General features: G+C 53.5%; 11 protein-coding genes. 2 read left to right on the top strand and 9 right to left on the bottom strand.

Going from position 1 to position 17,871, the window contains the following annotated elements:
• Positions 1 to 114: 114 nt before the first annotated feature.
• The 5 genes from yfbR to LKE53_11100 form a co-directional block, all read right to left on the bottom strand.
• Positions 115 to 696, bottom strand: coding sequence for a 5'-deoxynucleotidase (gene yfbR, locus LKE53_11120; GenBank protein MCH3973285.1), 582 nt, complete (start codon positions 694 to 696; stop codon positions 115 to 117).
• Between the two features lie 226 nt (positions 697 to 922).
• Positions 923 to 3,343, bottom strand: a complete 2,421-nt coding sequence (locus LKE53_11115; GenBank protein MCH3973284.1) for a YfhO family protein — start codon at positions 3,341 to 3,343, stop codon at positions 923 to 925.
• A 92-nt stretch (positions 3,344 to 3,435) separates the two neighbouring features.
• The gene (locus tag LKE53_11110; GenBank protein ID MCH3973283.1) at positions 3,436 to 6,909 is read right to left on the bottom strand and encodes an ABC transporter permease; all 3,474 of its coding nucleotides are present in this window, start codon (positions 6,907 to 6,909) and stop codon (positions 3,436 to 3,438) included.
• Between the two features lies 1 nt (position 6,910).
• Positions 6,911 to 7,612, bottom strand: a complete 702-nt coding sequence (locus tag LKE53_11105; GenBank protein MCH3973282.1) for an ABC transporter ATP-binding protein — start codon at positions 7,610 to 7,612, stop codon at positions 6,911 to 6,913.
• 19 nt (positions 7,613 to 7,631) lie between these two features.
• Positions 7,632 to 7,886, bottom strand: a complete 255-nt coding sequence (locus LKE53_11100; GenBank protein MCH3973281.1) for a Smr/MutS family protein — start codon at positions 7,884 to 7,886, stop codon at positions 7,632 to 7,634.
• 119 nt (positions 7,887 to 8,005) lie between these two features.
• Between LKE53_11100 and LKE53_11095 the strand changes: the two genes are divergently transcribed.
• A complete protein-coding gene (locus LKE53_11095) occupies positions 8,006 to 9,238 on the top strand; it encodes a hypothetical protein (GenBank protein MCH3973280.1) in 1,233 nt (410 codons plus the stop codon).
• 136 nt (positions 9,239 to 9,374) lie between these two features.
• On the opposite strand, the gene LKE53_11090 is transcribed toward LKE53_11095, so the two are convergent.
• Positions 9,375 to 10,808 (bottom strand): hypothetical protein, encoded by a 1,434-nt coding sequence (locus tag LKE53_11090; protein ID MCH3973279.1) that lies wholly within the window; start codon positions 10,806 to 10,808, stop codon positions 9,375 to 9,377.
• Between the two features lie 78 nt (positions 10,809 to 10,886).
• Entirely contained in the window at positions 10,887 to 14,402 is a 3,516-nt protein-coding gene (gene mfd / locus LKE53_11085; protein MCH3973278.1) for a transcription-repair coupling factor, read from the bottom strand.
• Between the two features lie 171 nt (positions 14,403 to 14,573).
• Between mfd and LKE53_11080 the strand changes: the two genes are divergently transcribed.
• On the top strand, positions 14,574 to 15,941 hold the full coding sequence (locus tag LKE53_11080) for a sodium-dependent transporter (protein MCH3973277.1): 1,368 nt from the start codon (positions 14,574 to 14,576) through the stop codon (positions 15,939 to 15,941).
• A gap of 65 nt (positions 15,942 to 16,006) precedes the next feature.
• On the opposite strand, the gene pth is transcribed toward LKE53_11080, so the two are convergent.
• Both pth and LKE53_11070 read right to left on the bottom strand, forming a co-directional pair.
• Complete coding sequence (pth, locus tag LKE53_11075; protein MCH3973276.1) at positions 16,007 to 16,615, bottom strand: aminoacyl-tRNA hydrolase; 609 nt, start codon at positions 16,613 to 16,615, stop codon at positions 16,007 to 16,009.
• 97 nt (positions 16,616 to 16,712) lie between these two features.
• Complete coding sequence (locus LKE53_11070) at positions 16,713 to 17,669, bottom strand: ribose-phosphate pyrophosphokinase (GenBank protein ID MCH3973275.1); 957 nt, start codon at positions 17,667 to 17,669, stop codon at positions 16,713 to 16,715.
• Positions 17,670 to 17,871: the final 202 nt, after the last annotated feature.

Raw genomic sequence — 17,871 nt, 5'->3', positions numbered from 1 at the left:
CCCTTTTTCATTCCCGTATTGACAGAATTAGTCACGATACACTGCCTTAGTATACTAAAAATTCCGTATTATAATATTCTTTTAAAGAATTAAAAAAGAATTCTCTAAAACTTGTCAGATTTGCTCATCCAGTGTCAGGCTGTAACTTGGCAGAAACTCCCGCAAAAAAAGGTCTACCTCAGGCAGCTTCATTTCTGTAAGCGTCCTGCGGGTGCTTTCTTCGGCGCGGGCAAATTCCGTATTTCCCATGCTGCGCTCGTTGACACATTTAATCAGCGCGCTGAGTTTGTCGGCAGCTTTTACCAGCGGCAGCAGCTCGGCATCGGCCGGGTCGTCCTGCTTTAAAAGCGGCGCATAGTCTGCCTGCAGGTCCTGTGGCAGCAAAGTGAGCAGTTCCTTTTGGGCCTCTGTTTCCACTTTGCCATAGGCGGTGCGGATGGCACTGCCCGCGTACTTGACCGGCGTGGGCAGGTCGCCTGTTAAAATCTCTGGTGCGTCGTGAAACAGCGCCAGCAGAGCTGCGCGCTGCGCATCTACGTGCCCGCCAAAGCGGCGGTTGCGCAGCGTAGCCAGGGCATGGGCTAGCACGGCAGTTTCCCAACTGTGCTCACACAGATTTTCGCTGCGCACATTGCGCATCAGCCCCCAGCGCAGAATATATCTCATGCGCGAAAGCTTTGCAAAGAAGTGATACATTTCGTTTCCTCCTTTCGCAGCAGGCTTGTCTGCCCCGGCGGCACGCCCCTGTAGTATATGCAGATATTGACAATTTATTTTACAGCAAAGTGGATAAGAAAAGCAAGTATTGTCACATTTTGTCGGCAAAAGCGCTGTATTTATACTGTTTTTACAGCAAAATCCGGACCTAAAAGCAGGTTTTTCCCACTTCGGTCCGGATTTTCTCATTTCTTTGCTGTCTATTTTAATTCGAAGTTTTCGGTATATCGTGCAGTTTTTTCCTGCGCCAGCGGCCGGTTGTATCCGTCGCATAGACATAGCCGCCCAGCAACACAAAGCCGACCGCGGTCACTGCACCGCCGGCTTTCAGCCCGGGGGTCTGGTACGTAAAGCGGACAGTCGCTGTCCCTGCCGGCACCTGTACCGCCATAAAACCGACGTTGACTTTTACAATCGTGGCCGCCGTGCCGTTTACCGTAGCGCTCCAGCCGCCCTCCCATGGCACGCTGAAGAAAATCAGCCGCGATTTTGTGGAGGAGGCCGTCGCAGTGAAGCCCTTGTTGTCGGTTGTAAAGCTGCTGCAGGGATTCTGTGCGCGTGCTTTGCAGTCGGTAAAATAGGTTTCCTGTGTATAATTTGCTGTAGCGATATTGTCGTAATGGGTCATGGTTGCTTTCGCGGTCTGCACATCTTTATCCTCGACAACCAGCGCTTTCAGCAGCGCCAGGTTTCGGTTGCCCTCAGGTAGGGCGTTGTACTCGGTGCGGGTAATATATTTGTCGTAGCTAAAGCCCATGGGGATAAAGTACTGGTTTTCATAGATTTTGCTGCCGTTCTGCGTGGCATAATATTTCCAGCCCGGCATACGTGTCTGTGAGGTAGAGGGGTCGATAAAATCCTGCCCGTGGTTAATGGGGTCAAAAAGCCACCGGCAGCTTAAAAGGCTGCGCAGGGCATAGGGCTCTGTGCTTGGGCGGCTGCCCACGTCCCGCGTGACGCCTATCGTCGGGTAGAATTCCATAATAGAGCCCGGTACAATACTGTGAAACGCCTGTATCGTCGGGCGCTGCCAATACATGGGCAAGTTGTCCATGCCGTCATAGACATCCAGCCGACAGAACTGCTTGCCGTCGCTGGGCAGGTGTATATCTGCGCCCCTGTTGAGCGCATAGGGAATAATTTCATTATGTGTATCATCACTCTGCGTTTTTCCGGTCGTAATGTAAAACAGGCTGTAAATCACCGCGATAAACGCGACCCCTGCAGTCGCCATGCGCAGGAAAATCTCTTTATGCCGGCGGTAATAGCGGAAAATGATGATTAAAAGCAAAAGGCTGACCAGCGCAATTGCCACATAGGCCCAAAAGCGGCTTGGGTATTTCTCCAGTCCGTACGAAACTGTCTTGATGGTTTGGCCGCTGTTAGTCTCGGTCGAGCTGATGCTCGGCATAAGGCCGATTGAAAGGCCGATTGCCAGCGTAATACCCAAAGTCCAGCGAATTGCACGGCCCCAGTCGACATCTTCCCGCTGCAGGCAGGCAATCGTGGCAAGGCTCATCATCAGGGTAAGCATGTAGTACCAGCGGGCATAGTAAGAGGCATTGAAAAGCTGGAAGGCATTGTTAAGAATCGGTACAAACGCCATAAAGAACAAAATGCACAGCAGGGTTTTGTACCAGGTCTTTTTGTGCGCCTGCAGGGCGGCAATAACGCCGCTCATACTGAACAGCGGCAGCCACGCCCCCAAAGAGGCCCACTGGCTGTTGCTGTCCGGGGTAAAGTTCGCACGCGCCGGCAGATCCGGCGGGAAGAAAAAGCAGCTTAAAATATGCAGGTAGCGCTGATTGCTGTCGTAAAGCAGAGCATTCCAGCCGTTGCTCGGGTCATTGACGCGGTTGTTCTGCGAAATGGCAAACAGCGTCGGCAGCAACAGCACACAAGAGCACAAGACACCCAGCACTGCCTCGACCCACAAAAAGCCAAAGTCACGGCCGCTGATGTTGCGGTAGTGCTCATCCTTTGCAAACCAGCGCACCAGCCAATAAATAATGACAAACACGACCATGCCGACAAAGAAATAGTAATTGACAAAGCAGCACAGAAAAGTGCACAAAGCAAACACGCCGCGCCGCCGGTGGTACATGTATTCATCCATCGCCCACAAAAACAGCGGGAAAAAGACAATGGCTTCATGAAAATGGTTAAAGAATACATTGTACACCGAAAAGCCAGAGAATGCGTACAGCATGCCGCCCAAAACAGCCAGGTCGCCATTTTTGCAGTAGCGGCGCAGGTAAATGCTGCCGGTCAGGCAGGCACAGCCGAATTTTAAAATGTACAGCGGACCCATCAGGTAGGGCACCGCCGCGCTGGGGAAGAGCATGGTCAGCCAGAAAAAGGGGCTGCCCAAAAGGTAAAACGAATAGGAGCCGATAAAGTTGGCACCGAGGTCGGTGGTCCAACTCCAGCGCCAGTTTCCGCTGCGGATGGCATCGTGGCACATTTGGTAAAAGGGCACCTGCTGTACGTTAAAGTCCCCGTAAAACAGGAAATACCCCTTATCGTATATCATAAACGGAATAAAAATAACTGCCGCTGTGAGAATGCCATACAAAAAAGCCCGCAGTGCGTAGCTGTGCCGATCTGGTTTTTGTAAGCGCTCCAAGTCATCGCCTCCTGCAGTTCCACGTAAATTTGTGCATTTATTATAGCACATTTATTGATTTAAAAAAGGAATTTTTTGAAAAGCCGCAGCGCTCAATCCACAGATTTCAGGCTCTCCACCATATTGATTTTCCGAAAGCGCGGATACATGAGCAGATCCACTGCCACTGTGAAGCCGGCGGTCAAAAGCAGGCTCCACAGGAAAGAGAGCGGGTCTATGGTGCGCGGAAACATGCAGACATCCACCTCTACAGTTGTAATCACCGCGTGGTGCATAAAGACACCCAGTAAAAGCCCCAGGGCACTGCCCAAAACAGTGAGCAGCGTGGTCTCGCGGTAGATATAGCCCGCGCTTTCCCGCTGGTAAAAGCCTAACACCCGCAGGGTCGCCATTTCGCGGCTGCGCTCGGTAATATTGATGTTTGTCAGGTTGTACAGCACCACAAAGGAAAGCATGCCCGCACAGAGAATGAGCACCACAACAATGACATTGAGGGCATTGATCATGTTGTCAAAAGAAGAGGTGATATCCTCCAAAAAAGCAACGGTTTCGACGCCGCTCTGCTTCATCAGGGTGCTGCTGAGGGACTTGCTTGCTTCTTCACTGCCAGTATAAGAAGCCCAAATACCGTTGCCTTTGGGTGTTTCGCCCGTCACTCTGTGGTACTCCTGCGGTGCAATATAGACATAATGGAATATATAATTTTCTGTAATTCCCGTCACTGTAAAGGAATGCACTTTGCCGGTGCTGTCGGGTGCCCGCACACTGCTGCCCACTTTCAGCCCCAGGCGGTTGGCCAGTTTTTCGGTGACCAGCACGCTGTTTTCTTGAAAAGCGACCGGGGTTTTGCTTGTGCGGTTCTGCAAACGTACAAAATCTTTCAGCTGTGCCGCATTTTGCGGCACAAGCAGGTTGCCCGCCATAGAGGTGCCGGCTGTATTGGAAATGTCGACCGAACGGTTCGTGTAAAGCATCCACTGCTGAAAATTTTTCTGATTCTGCAAAATCTTTTTGGTGTCGTCCGAAAGGCCGCCGGTCTGCAGGCTGATAACCGTATTGTAGCGGTCAACACCGTGGTACTGGTCATAGACCACATGCCGCACACTGTCTTTAATACCGAAGCCTGTCAAAATCAGCGCGGTGCAGCCGGCAATGCCGGCCACGGTCATCACCAGCCTCTTTTTATAGCGAAACAGATTGCGCGCGGTCACTTTTGCGGTAAAATTCAGGTGCCGCCACAGCGGCGTAATGTGCTCCAGCAAAATCCGCCGGCCGGGCTTTGGCGCTTTCGGCTGCAAAAGAGCCGCCGGCTTTTCCCGCAGGACCGCCCTGCAGGCGCCCCAGGTGGAAAGTAGCGTAACGGCTATGGCAGCGGCAGAGCCCGCCGCCGCATAGGAAACCGTGACCTGCGGCGTCATAGCCGGCGCGTTGTACATAATACGGTACGCATTCCAGCAGATAGAGGGCAGCACCAGTCCGCCGATGATGACCCCCGCTAGGCTGCCGAAAAAGCTTACCAGCAGCGCATACAGCAAATATTTTCGCGCAATGGCCCGCTCGGAAAAGCCCATTGCCTTATAAGAGCCGATCTCCATACGATCTTCTTCGACCATGCGGGTCATGGTAGTCAGCACCACCAGCGCCGCTACTAGGAAGAAAAAGAGGGGAAACATGCGGGAAATAGACTGCATGCGGTCAGCGTCCGAGGTAAAGCTGTTAAATCCGACATTTTTGTCGCGGTCCAGCACATACCACGTGGGGGCTTTTACAGCATCAAGCTGTTTCTGCCCCTGCTCCAGCTGCTTTTTTGCCGTGGCAAGTTTTTGCTGCGTTTCGGTTTTTGTCTTTTCAAGCGCACTGCGGTTTTGCTGCAGGGTCTTTTCCGCAGCGGCTAGTTTCTGCTGCCCGGCGGCAGTCTCTTTTTTTGCGGCAGAAAGCTCCTGCGTCTTTTCGGCAATCTGTTTTTGGGCAGACTCCAGCTTCTGCTTTGCCGCGGCAAGTTCTTTGTCCGCCTGCGCTTTCTGTATCTGGTAGGTGCTCTCCCCGGAAGAAAGCTCTTTTTGCTTTGCTGCCAACTGGGTTTCGCCGCTTGCAAGCTCTTTTTCTGCCTGCTGCAGTTTTGGCTCAGCCGCAGCGAACTGCTGCTGATAGGTTTTCTGTGCCTGCTGCAGCTTTTCCTTACCGGCATCAAATTCCTTTTGGGAAGCGTCCAGTTTCTTTGTATTTTCGTCATACTCCGTTATCTTTGTGCGCAGGGCAGCTGCCTCATCGCCGGCGCCCTGCCCGGCATCTTCCAGCGCCTGTAGAGCAGTGCGCGCCTGCTCGACCGCAGGAGCGGCCGCCTCCAGCTGCGCGCGGGACTGTTCCAGCTGCGTTTTGGCCGCAGCAAGCTTGTTCTCTTCTTTTTGCAGCTCTGCTTTGGCGTCCGACAATTTTTTCTTCTGTGCTTCCAGCTGTGTTCTGCTGTCAGCTAATTTTTTCCGTGCAGCAGCAAGTTCCTGTCTGCCGGTCTGCAGCTTCTGTGCTGCCGCGGCAAACTCTTTCTGTGCTTTTTGTTCTTGGCTCTTATACTCTGCAAGGCCGCTGTCATATTGGCTTTGTGCCTGGCGCAGCGCCTTTTCGCCGGCTGTAATCTGCGCCTGTACTGTAGAAAGGGTCTGCTGGCTCTGCGTAATCTGTGTCTGTGCCGCAGTCAGTTTCTTCTGCGCATCTGCAAACTGCTGCTCGGCGGAAGCTTTCTGGCTTTCGTAGGTCTTTTTACTGGCATCAAGTTTTTTCTGCGCATCCGCTGTGACCTCATTGCGGCGCAGCGGCGCGCGGGTTCTGCCTACCGCGGTCAGTGCATTGCTCACTGCGGTAACCTTGTCCTGGTACTGTTCCGTAAAGGTGCTCAGCTGCCGCGCATCCTTTGCTGTCACGTATAAAGCGGTGTATATGGAACTGGAAAAGGCCTGCGGCATCACATACAAATAATGCCCCAGCTGGCCGTTGCCAATATTGGTGGTTCCCAGTGAAAAGCTTAAATACATAGGGGATTGCACAAAGCCCACCACTTTGTATTTTGTATACTTCAAATTTTTCTGGCCGTTTTGTTCCTGTACGGTAATCTGGCTGCCAAGGGAAAGCTCTAGTTCACGCTGGCTGTTCAGCACGCACTCATCTGCGCTCTGCGGCCAACGGCCGGAGACCAACACCGGGCGGTTCATAGAGGCGTTGCCGGTGTCCGTGGCGCCGGCCTGCGGCAGGGCATGCACGCGCACTGTAACATCGGCTTCGCCGATATGGCTCATGACGTCTTCCATATAAGAAGGCATCACGGCCTCTACGCCCGCCGCTTTCTGCACAGCCTGTACATCCTGCGCGGAAAAGCCAAGGGTCGAAAGCACCTCGATATCCATCATGTTTTGGCGGTCAAGATAGCTGTCGACCGTAGAGCGCATCTGCGGGGCCGCAGAAGAAATGCCCGTGTAAAAGCCCGCCCCCAGCGCGACAATGGCAAAAATGGCCAAGAATCGTGTACCCGAATGGAAAACCGAACGAAAAATTGCTTTTCCGTATGCTTTCATGTTACCACTCGATCCTTTCTGCCGGAAGCGGTGAGGGATTCGTCCTGACCTCCTGCACTTTTCCGGAATGGATACGAATCACGCGGTCGGCCATGGCGGCAAAGGCCTGGTTGTGGGTAATGACCACCACGGTGCGACCATAATCCCGGCAGGTGCTCTGCAAAAGCTGCAGTACCTGCCGCCCTGTCGCGTAGTCTAAGGCGCCGGTCGGTTCGTCGCACAAAAGCAGCTTTGGGTTTTTTGCCAGTGCACGGGCGATTGCCACGCGCTGCTGCTCCCCGCCGGAAAGCTGCGCCGGGAAGTTGTCCATTCGGTCAGCAAGTCCCACCTGCCGCAGCACCTTGCGCGGGTCCAGCGGATCGCGGCAGATCTGTGACGCCAGCTCCACGTTTTCCAAAGCAGTCAGATTTTGTATTAAATTATAGAATTGGAATACAAAGCCCACATCATACCGGCGGTACTCGGTCAGCTCGCGCTCGCTGCAGGCGCTGACTTTGCGCCCGTCTACCTCAATGGTGCCGGAAGTGCAGCTATCCATGCCACCAAGCATATTGAGCACGGTGGTCTTGCCGGCGCCGCTGGGGCCAACCATTACCACAAACTCGCCTTTTTCCACCTCGAAGCTGACACCGTCAGCCGCGGAAATAACAGTATCACCCATATGATATTCTTTTCGCACATCACAAAAAGAAACGTATGCCATATATCCTCCGTTTTCCCTGTCAGGGCTTTTTTAAAATCAGCCTGGTCTCGCCGGGATTCAGCGCAATCATCTTTGAGGCAATGCGCGGGTGCTTCAGCCGCCCGCGCACCATGTCGCGCAGCACTGTGCCGCCGTGGCAGCCGTGAATGACCCGCACCTCTGTCACATCTGCCGGCGCACGGGAAAGCCAGTGCGTCAGCCGGCGCATGGCGCTTTCCTCGGTTTCGCCGTGAATATCCAAATCTACAATCGTCCCATGTCTGTACTCTGTCATGGCTGTATATCTTCTTCCCATATATTTCTATTCTAATAGATTTATTATACCTGATAAGGAACAGAAAAGAAACACGACTCTGCTCCGTTTTTCTGCAAAAGGACAAAATCTGTGTTATAATGACAAAAACAGACCGCATCAATTCCGCCGAAAACAGGCCGGATATCCGCACAACAGAAGGTGAAATTTTGAAACTTGCAGACCTTGGCAGCGCCGCTGCCGCCTGTAAAAATCAGCTGATATCATGCAGCAGCGAACACATTTACTATGCACAGGAAACCCACACTGAGGGCCGGCTGGACCTTTCTTTGCTGGACCGCAGCCGCAACGAGCCCGCCGAGCGCGTGCTGGCGGTTTACCATGTGACAAAGCCGGATTATTTGATCCATTATTCTGCATTTCCCGGTATGATTTTAGCCGTACTGGAAAATGGGGGCAGCGAAGCCTGGTTCCTAAAGCTGGATAAGCAGACCGGCCGCGAACTGCAGCGGTCGCACACACGCTTTGCCGGAAATTTTGCCAGCTGCTGTGCACTGGACCCCGACCATGTGCTGCTGCGCACTGCACCCAGCCGGCGGGACGCCTCTTTGTTTCAGGAATACCGCCGGCATACCGGTTTTTCGCAGGCCGCCAGTCTGTATGACCTGAAAAAAGACTGCTGCTGGTCGGTACAGGACCCGCGCATTTGTGCCGGCGCGGAACTGTTCCCGTTTACCGGCGGCGGTGAGCAGAAGCTTTTGGCCGCCTGCTCTTACGGAACAGAAGCAGAAAAGCGCAAAGCCTACCAAAGCCGCCGCTTTTTAAAAGAACCAGCCAAAGACTGCGCCTGGTCCTGTACGCTGGAAGACTTCCTTTTCGCCGTGGAAGCAGACTGCCCTGCAGTCCCGATGTCGCCGGTTCTGCAGGCAGGCACCGATGGCCTGCTGCGTTTTGCCGGGCAGGACGCGGATGACCTCTATTTTCGTGCGCTGCATTTCCCAACCGAAAGCCAGCATATCTTAGCGGTCAGCAAACACACCGGCGCAAAGCGGGACGCCGCACAGCTGAACCTTGGCCCGCAAGAGTCCAGTGCACGCTTTGTCGGGCAGGACGGCCGCTTTTTTAAGCTGACTGACTGCGGCAGCACAGTGCGGGTGCAGGGCATTTTAAACAGTACTGTAGACACCGCCTATGACAAAGCGCTCGGCCGCTTTGTCACCTGTCTGGAGGACCGTTTTCTGCTTCTGCAGGACGTTTTGAGTGACGGCAAAGACAGCCTGCTGTTTTATCATCTTTTTGACGCAAAAACGCGAAAAGTGAAAGAGCTGGATGGCAGCTGCACCGTGCAGGGAGATACCCTGATCCTTTTATGAAAATTTTACAGCCGGCAGTTTCACTTTTTCAGAAGAAAAATACCGGATATACAAAAAGCCCCGCCGAAAGTTTCTCGTTTCGGCGGAGCTTTTTATTCTTTTGTCTGTCTGTTCCTATAAATTTCCTGCAGGAAATTTACTTTTTAGAGGACGCCGAGCTGCTCGCCACGGTAGATGCCGCACTGCTTGCCGCGGTAGATGCCGCACTGCTTGCCGCGGTAGATGCGGCGCTGCTCGCTGCAGTAGATGCTGCACTGCTGGAAGGCGCTGTGTAGTACAAGTCCGCTGTGAACTTTTTGGTCACGGCGTCATTCCAGGTAACACCCTTATAGTTTTTCGCTTCATTTTCAATTTCTTTCAGGAATTCTGTACCTTTCATCGCATAGAGAATCTGCAGACGGTTGCTGCTGTCCTTTAAGAAAGAGGCCGTCTTTTTAGTGACATCGTTTTTGCTCATCATCACATAGTAGGTAGAAGAAACTTCAAGCAGGCGGGTCTCGCCGGCTTTCATCTCTTTGGCCGCAGAAATCATATCGGTAGGCAGAGAAGAAGTTGCTGTGGAGGAATCCATATCTTCGGTCATGGTCTGGTAGGAATCAGTGGAGCCGTGCGCCTTTGCATAAGCGGCACTGGCAGCCTTTAAGGTTGTTTTACCGCCGCGAATCTGTGTAAGGTAACCATCCAATTCTTTTTTTAGCGCTGCTTTTTCCGCTGCTGTCATGGTCGTGCTTGCCGCGGAAGAAGTCGAGCTGCTTGCCGCGGAGGAAGCTGCACTGCTCGCTGCAGAGGAAGCTTTGCTGCTTGCTGCGGAGGAAGCTGCACTGCTCGCTGCAGAGGAAGCTTTGCTGCTTGCCGCGGAGGAAGCTGCACTGCTCGCTGCAGAGGAAGCTTTGCTGCTTGCCGCGGAGGAAGCTGCACTGCTCGCTGCAGAGGAAGCTTTGCTGCTTGCTGCGGAGGAAGCTGCACTGCTCGCTGCAGAGGAGCTGCTGGAAGTGGATGTTTTCTCCAGTGGAACGTACATATACTCAATATCGGAATAATGCTTTTCAAAATACTCTTTCTGTGTCTTTTCCGAAACCGCCTTGCTTCCACCGGTGTCGTAGGTGCCAAGAAAGACTTTGCGCAGCTGATACGTGTACTCTGCATAGGCGGTCTTAAAAGAAGTATCTGAAACATGCTTGTCGCTGAACATACTGGAATACTGCTGTGTCCAGGCGTTGTCGGCAACCTGCTTGATTTCGGAACTTTCAGAGGCAGTAAAGCTCAGCTTCATCTGCTTCATTTTATCATTCAGCACAAACAGCTCATTGGTCAGCTGCTTTGCGCGGTCGCCGATCCATGTCATGGCATCTTTATTGTCGATTTTTGCCTTTTTCATATCGGACTCGGTGGTTTTGCTCTGGGCTTCGCTGTAAGCATTGTAAAGCTCATAAATATACACACCGGCGGGCAGAGACAGGCTGTCTGTTTTTGCACACCAAGACTGATCTTTCCCGACCGTACAACCGGCGGCAGCGCCCGTAACCAGCGCACAGGCCAAAACGCCGGCGGTAAATCTCTTTAATTTCATGGCTATTACACTCTCCGCTTTCCATTTTTCAACGTTATTTTTTTCAATAAATACAAAAATGTATACAGCCGTATTATACTACTTGCCAGCTGATTTGTCCATTTCTTTTGCGGGGGCAGCGGGCGCCCTGTGCCTTTTCCCGGAAGGACGGCTTTGCAGAATGTTTTTGAGCAAAGTCAGCGTATCTTCGCCCGGCTGCAGGTGCACCGCGATATACGGCCGCGCACCCGCATTGACCAGCACACGCCCCGGATACTGCGCCGAAAGAGCCGCAATCCACTGCATGTTCAGCTGCTTTTGGTACAGCTGCAGCTGCCTCTGCTGTTCTTTGATTTCCGTCACGCCGCACATTCCCGCCATGTTGCGCAGCAGGGCAATCTGCACGAGGCCCTCTACGCTCTCGGGCGGGTCGCCATAGCGGTCGATCAGCTCATCGGTCACATCCATTGCATCTTCATTGCTGCGAATATCGGCAATGCGGCGGTACATCTCCAGCCGGCCGCTGCTGTCGGGAATATAGCTTTCGGGAATATGCGCCTGCAGCTGCAGATCCATCAGGCACTCTTCACCCTGCGGCGGGGCTTCTCCTTTTTCGGCGGCGATCGCGTCGCCTAAAAGCTTCAGGTACATTTCATAGCCGACTGCCTCCATATGGCCATGCTGTTCGCCGCCCAAAATATTGCCCGCGCCGCGAATCTCAAGGTCGCGCATGGCAATTTTAAAGCCGGAACCGAATTCTGTAAATTCGCGTATTGCCGACAGGCGCTTCTGGGCAATCTCGGACAGCGCTTTGTTCCTGCGGAACGTAAAGTACGCATAGGCACGCCGCGAACTGCGCCCCACGCGCCCGCGGATCTGATGCAGCTGCGAAAGGCCCATACGGTCAGCATTGTCGATAATCAGGGTATTGGCGTTGGGCACATCCACGCCGGTCTCTATGATGGTAGTACAGACCAGTACATCAATTTCGTGGTCGATCAGCTGCCGCCATACCTCCGAAAGCTCCTGCTCGCTCATTTTTCCGTGGCCGATACCGATGCGTGCCTCGGGTACGCGGGCCTTGAGTCGGGCAGCCACCCGCGTAATGGAAGCAACATCGTTGTGCAGCCAGTAAACCTGCCCGCCGCGGCGCAGTTCCCGCCGGACAGCGTCTGCCAAAATGCCCTCGTCGTGCTCCATGACATAGGTCTGCACCGGGTGACGGTCATGCGGGGCCTCTTCCAGTACACTCATATCGCGTATGCCGGACATAGCCATATTCAGGGTACGCGGAATTGGGGTAGCCGACAGAGTCAGCACATCGACATTGTTGCACAAATGCTTCAGCTTTTCTTTCTGCGCAACGCCAAAGCGCTGCTCCTCATCAATAATGACCAGCCCCAGGTCGCGGAACTTGACATCTTTACTGATGAGGCGGTGCGTACCGATAATCAGATTCACTTCACCGCGGCGCAGCTTTTCGATAATCTGCTGCTGCTGTTTGGGTGTGCGAAAACGCGAAAGCAGCTCGACTGTCAGTGGAAAGCCCTCCATGCGGCGCAGCGCAGTCTGGTAATGCTGCCACGCCAAAATGGTGGTGGGCACCAAAAGAGCGCACTGCTTGCCGTCACAGATACACTTAAATGCGGCGCGCAGAGCGACCTCGGTCTTGCCAAAGCCCACGTCGCCGCACAGCAGGCGGTCCATGGGGGCCTGCCGCTCCATGTCGCCCTTGATTTCCTCTACGCAGCGCAGCTGGTCGTCGGTTTCTTCAAACTCAAAGCGGCTCTCAAAGTCGCGCTGCATCTCGCAGTCCGGGGAAAAGGCAAAGCCTTTTGCCTGCATGCGTGCCGCGTACAGTTTAATCAGCTCTTTTGCCATATCCTGCACAGCGCGGCGCACATGGCTTTTGGTTTTCTGCCACTCGGTGCCGCCCAGACGGTGCAGGTGCACAGCGGCGTCTTCCCGCGGGCCGATATACCGGCTGACCAAGTCCAGCTGTGTCACCGGAACGTACAGGGTGTCACCCTTCGCGTACTGAATTTTAATATAATCCTTAATAATGCCGTGCGTATCAATTTTATGAATTCCTTGATAAACGCCGATACCGTGGCTTTCGTGCACCACATAGTCGCCCGCCTGCAGCTCGGAAAGGGAACTGAGCGGGCGGCTGTTTTTATTGTGTTTTGCTTTGCGGTGCTTGGCCTGCTGCAGCAGCCGGCCATGGGTGATAATCCCCAGAAATGCACCCGGCCACTCGGCCCCGGCGGAAAGGGAAACGGGCAGCACGGCCACGGCACCGCGCGCGATTTCTTCCGTGTCCGCTGTGTAATACGCATTGATGCCGGCAGAAAGCAGGTCCGTCACCGTCGTATGGGCACTGCGCTCATTGCCGGCAAGCACAGCACAGGACCACTTTTTACGCAGCATCTCAGAAAGGTCATCGGTCAATGTTTCTGCTGAGCCGCCCCAGACGGAAAGCTGCCGGGCCGTGAAGTTCAGCAGTGTCTTAACCGGTACCTCGTAGCTGCCGCGGGCAAAGGTATCCAGAAAAACGGTATTGGCTTTTTCAAAAAAGGAAAGGGCATCTGCCCACGTTTTGCTGTAGCTGTCAAGGTGGCGGCAGAGCGTGCCGTCTACAAGGTCTGCCTTAAGGTCCTCATTCCAGTGAAACTGCGCAGTGCGCATTTTTTCTTTAACATTGACCGTTTCACTGACAAACACAAGATCATCTTCCCCGCAGTAGCTGAAAAGGCAGGCTGGCGTATCGTATAAAATTGGTAGGAATTTGTCCATACACGAAAGTTTAACGCCCTGCTGCAGCATATCTGCCTGTTCCTGCAGAATAGGGCGGGCGAGGGGTGCATTTTTTCCGCGCAGCGAAGATGCAATTTTGCGAATACGTGCTGCAAGCGCGGCCGGGTCGTCTGCCAGTGCCTCTGCTGCTGCGGAAATGCAGACCTGCGGGGCAGGGTCGGTGCGGCGCTGGGTCTGCGGGTCAAAGAAAGAGAGCGTATCCACTTCATCGCCCCAAAATTCCAGGCGCACCGGCGCGGTACTTTCCGGCGGAAAAACGTCAAGAATGCCGCCGCGGCGGGCAAACTGACCGGGGCCCTCTACCTGCACCGCCCGCTCATAGCCACAGCGCAGCAGCAGAGCCTCCGCCTGCTGCGGGGGCAGGGTGTCGCCGGGGGAAAACGTACGCATGCGGGTGCGCAGAGCCTCTGGCGGCATGGTTTCCTGCAGGGCACCGTCAATACAGCAGACCACAGCATCGCATTCGCCGTTTAGCAGCTGCGCAAGCACCTGCAAGCGCTGGTGTTCGTATTCATGGGAGCCGGTTTCGCCGTTTCGCAGCGTTAAATCCCGCAACGGATAATACAGTGCGCGCATTCCCTGCGCGGCAAGGTCACCCACAAGGCGGGCCGCCTCGGCTTCATCGCCGGCCACGACAAAAGCGCGCTGCCCGGTGTGTACCCACAGCGCGTAAATTAAGTTTGCTTTATGAATGCCCGAAAGTCCTGTGACGGCCGCAGGGACATTTTTCTGCCGCACTGCATCTAGCAGCAAGCGGTATTCCCGCATACGGGATAGTGCATTTACAATAAATTTCATAAAGGTCTCCTACTACAGGATTAATCATCCAGCCCGGCTGAAACAATGAAATGAATGGACTTTGAAAGTTTATATGGGATTTTATGCACAGATGTGCTATAATAAAGGCTAAATATTTCTTAATTTGAGGGAAAAGCTTGTTTCTTTCGTACAACACAGAGGGGGATTATGATGAAAGAAGGAAAAACAGAGCGTGGCGCGTTCAGCAGCCGGCTCGGATTTGTCATGGCCGCGGCCGGCTCGGCTGTAGGTCTAGGAAACATTTGGCGATTTCCGTATCTTGCCGCAAAGTACGGCGGCGGCACCTTTTTGCTGGTTTACATTATTCTGGCTGTGACTTTTGGTTTCAGCCTGATGATGGTCGAGTTTGCAATTGGGCGCAAGACCGGCGTTTCTGCCATTGAGGCTTTTGGCAAACTGGATCACCGCTTCAAATGGCTGGGGTATCTCTCTTCGATTGTACCCATGATTATCCTGCCTTATTACTGCGTCATAGGCGGCTGGGTCTTTAAGTATTTCGGCGTATTTGTCACCGGGCAGAGCGCAGCTTCTGCCAAAGACGGGTTCTTTTCTTCCTATATTGGGCAAACCGGCGAGCCGATCGTCTGGTTTCTGCTGTTTATCTGCGCAACGGCTGTCATTGTCATGTTCGGCGTGGAAAAAGGCGTAGAGAAAGTCAGCCGCCTGCTCATGCCGATTCTGCTGATTCTGAATATCGGCACTGCTATTTATTCGCTGACCCTGCCCAATGCCATGGCCGGCGTAAAGTATTACCTGATTCCGGATTTTTCACATTTTTCGGCAAACACCATTTTGGCGGCTTTGGGTCAGCTTTTCTATTCTTTAAGTCTTGCCATGGGCATTACGATTACCTACGGCTCTTATGTAAAGAAAGATGAAGACCTGGAAAAATCCGCAACACAAGTCGATGTTTTCGACACCGGTGTAGCGCTTCTGGCGGGCCTGACCATTATTCCGGCGGTCTTTTCGTTCTCCGGCGGCAGCCCGTCTCAGCTAAAGCAGGGCCCCGGGCTAATGTTTGTCATGCTGCCAAAGGTCTTTTCCAGCATGGGTATCGGCGGTGTCATTGCCGGTGCGGTGTTCTTCCTGCTGGTGTTGTTTGCAGCGCTGACTTCTTCGATTGCCTTAATGGAAACTGTTGTTTCCATTATCATGGACAAACTGCACATCGGCCGCAAACCGGCGACCCTGCTGTCCCTGGCCTGTGCCATAGCCCTAGGCATACTATCGTCGCTTGGCTTTGGCGTCCTTTCGGGTGTAACGCCGCTTGGATTTGATTTTCTCGACTTCTTCGACTTTATCAGCAACAGCATCTTAATGCCGCTGGTTGCGCTGTTTACCTGCATCTGTGTAGGCTGGTTTGTCGGCATGAAGAGCATTGACGACGAAGTGACCATCAGCTCAAAATTCCACCGGGAAAAGCTCTGCAACGTAATGACCAAATGGATTTCGCCTATTTTCATTATTCTGATTCTTGTTTCCAGTGTTCTGAATGCACTGGGCATCATTAAACTGTAATCTTTTTTCTGCCGCATGTGCTTTTGGGCCATGCGGCTTTTTTATGCCTTTTTGTAAAGAAGGCCTCAGCCGCGCACGTTGTAGCGGTTCATTGCCTCATCCGTTTTGCCGTTCACCAAAAGCTCGGCCGCTTCGGCAGCATGCTCAATGCTCTGCTGCATCAACTTTGCGTCCTGCGCGGAAAAGCGGCTGAGCACCCAATCTGCCAAATCCCATTCGGGGCTAGGCTTTGCGCCAGTGCCGATTTTTACCCGCGGAAAAGCATCACTGCCAGAAAGATAGATGATGTTTTTCATGCCGTTGTGTCCGCCGTCACTGCCCTTGCGGCGAATGCGCAGCCGCCCGCAGGCAAGGGAAATGTCGTCGAAAAAGACAATGACGCGCTCGGGCGGCAGCTTATAAAAGCGCATGGCCGCGGTGACACTGCGCCCAGAAAGATTCATAAAAGTCATAGGCTTTAAGAGCAGCACTTTTTTGCCGCCGACCTGCGCCTGCGCGCACTGCCCCTCAAACTGCAGCCGGTCAACAGTCACGCCGGCTTTCTCGGCAATGCAGTCCAATGCCATAAAGCCGGTGTTGTGGCGGGTTCCCTCATACTTTGTACCCGGGTTGCCCAAGCCGGCTAAAATCCACTCCACTGGTCCTGCGGGAACTTGTTTTCCAGAAAATAACATATTTTAGTACCTCAACACAAAAGGGGCTGCCGCACCCATGCACCGGCTTTTTTCGGCACACTGCGGCAACCCTCTGTTCTTATTTTTTTACGCAGATTTAGATAAACATAGGGGAAATCGGCTTATCCTCGTAAATGCGCTCGATGGCCTCTGCAAAAGTAGGCGCTGTGGGCAGCACAGTGATTTTATCAATGTGCTTCTCTGGCGGCAGGGGAATGGTGTCGAGCAAAACGACTTCTTTCAGTACAGAATCCTGCAGACGCTGAATCGCCGGGCCGGAAAGGACGCCATGGGTTGCGCATGCGGTAACAGAAACCGCGCCGTGCTCCATAATCGCCTGGGCGGCGTTGCACAGAGTGCCAGCAGTATCGATCATGTCGTCCACAATAATGACCTTTTTGCCCTCGACAGAGCCGATGATATTCATAACTTCGCATTCGTTGGCGCGCTGGCGGCGCTTGTCAACGATTGCCATGCGGGTGCCAATGCGCTCTGCAAAGTCGCGCGCACGGGTAACTGAACCCAGGTCAGGAGAAACGACAATATAGTCGCCGACATTGTCACCGAGGCGCTCTTTCATAAAGGAAGCCAAAAGCGGTGCCCCGCGCAGATGGTCAACCGGAATATTGAAAAAGCCCTGAATCTGTGCCGCATGCAAATCCATGGTCAGCACGCGGTCGGCGCCGGCTGTTTCAATAATATCGGCGCACAGCTTCGCGCTGATCGGGTCGCGGGCCTTCGCCTTACGGTCCTGGCGGGCATAACCAAAGTGCGGAATAACCGCAGTGATGCGGGCCGCTGAGGCGCGCTTCATAGCATCCATCATAATGAGCAGTTCCATCAGGTTGTCGTTTACCGGTGAGCAGGTAGACTGTACAATGAAGCAGTCAGAGCCGCGCACAGATTCCTGCAGTGAAACGGAAATTTCGCCGTTGCTGAAAGTGGTAACAGCGATTTTTCCCATGGGCAGGCCCAGACATTCACTGATTTGTCTGGCGACGTCCGGGTTGGCGTTTCCAGCAAAAATTTTGATGTCCTTGCCGTGAAAATTCATTTCTTTTCCCCCTGTTTTGTAACAATCATTTGTCTTTTGCCTTTTGGTGTCCTGTTCCGCCGGCAGCAGCAACAGTATCCCCTCCGCAAAAAGGAGCTGCCGCCCGCCTGAAAAGGCCCCCGCTATTTTTATATTTTGCGCACGGAAAAAGGCCGTACGCACAAGCAGGGTGCCCCAAAAAGAGGCACCCTGTTGATGGCAG

This window comes from Oscillospiraceae bacterium, assembly GCA_022483045.1.
GTDB lineage: Bacteria > Bacillota > Clostridia > Oscillospirales > Acutalibacteraceae > Caproicibacterium.
This window is presented reverse-complemented; position numbering and strand designations above follow the sequence as displayed.

Excerpts from the sequence above, each read along its gene's own strand:
- yfbR (MCH3973285.1), bottom strand. The coding sequence starts at position 696 with ATGTATCACTTCTTTGCAAAGCTTTCGCGCATGAGATATATTCTGCGC.
- LKE53_11110 (MCH3973283.1), bottom strand. The coding sequence starts at position 6,909 with ATGAAAGCATACGGAAAAGCAATTTTTCGTTCGGTTTTCCATTCGGGT.
- LKE53_11105 (MCH3973282.1), bottom strand. The coding sequence starts at position 7,612 with ATGGCATACGTTTCTTTTTGTGATGTGCGAAAAGAATATCATATGGGT.
- LKE53_11100 (MCH3973281.1), bottom strand. The coding sequence starts at position 7,886 with ATGACAGAGTACAGACATGGGACGATTGTAGATTTGGATATTCACGGC.
- LKE53_11095 (MCH3973280.1), top strand. The coding sequence starts at position 8,006 with ATGACAAAAACAGACCGCATCAATTCCGCCGAAAACAGGCCGGATATC.
- LKE53_11090 (MCH3973279.1), bottom strand. The coding sequence starts at position 10,808 with ATGAAATTAAAGAGATTTACCGCCGGCGTTTTGGCCTGTGCGCTGGTT.
- mfd (MCH3973278.1), bottom strand. The coding sequence starts at position 14,402 with ATGAAATTTATTGTAAATGCACTATCCCGTATGCGGGAATACCGCTTG.
- LKE53_11080 (MCH3973277.1), top strand. The coding sequence starts at position 14,574 with ATGAAAGAAGGAAAAACAGAGCGTGGCGCGTTCAGCAGCCGGCTCGGA.
- pth (MCH3973276.1), bottom strand. The coding sequence starts at position 16,615 with ATGTTATTTTCTGGAAAACAAGTTCCCGCAGGACCAGTGGAGTGGATT.
- LKE53_11070 (MCH3973275.1), bottom strand. The coding sequence starts at position 17,669 with ATGAATTTTCACGGCAAGGACATCAAAATTTTTGCTGGAAACGCCAAC.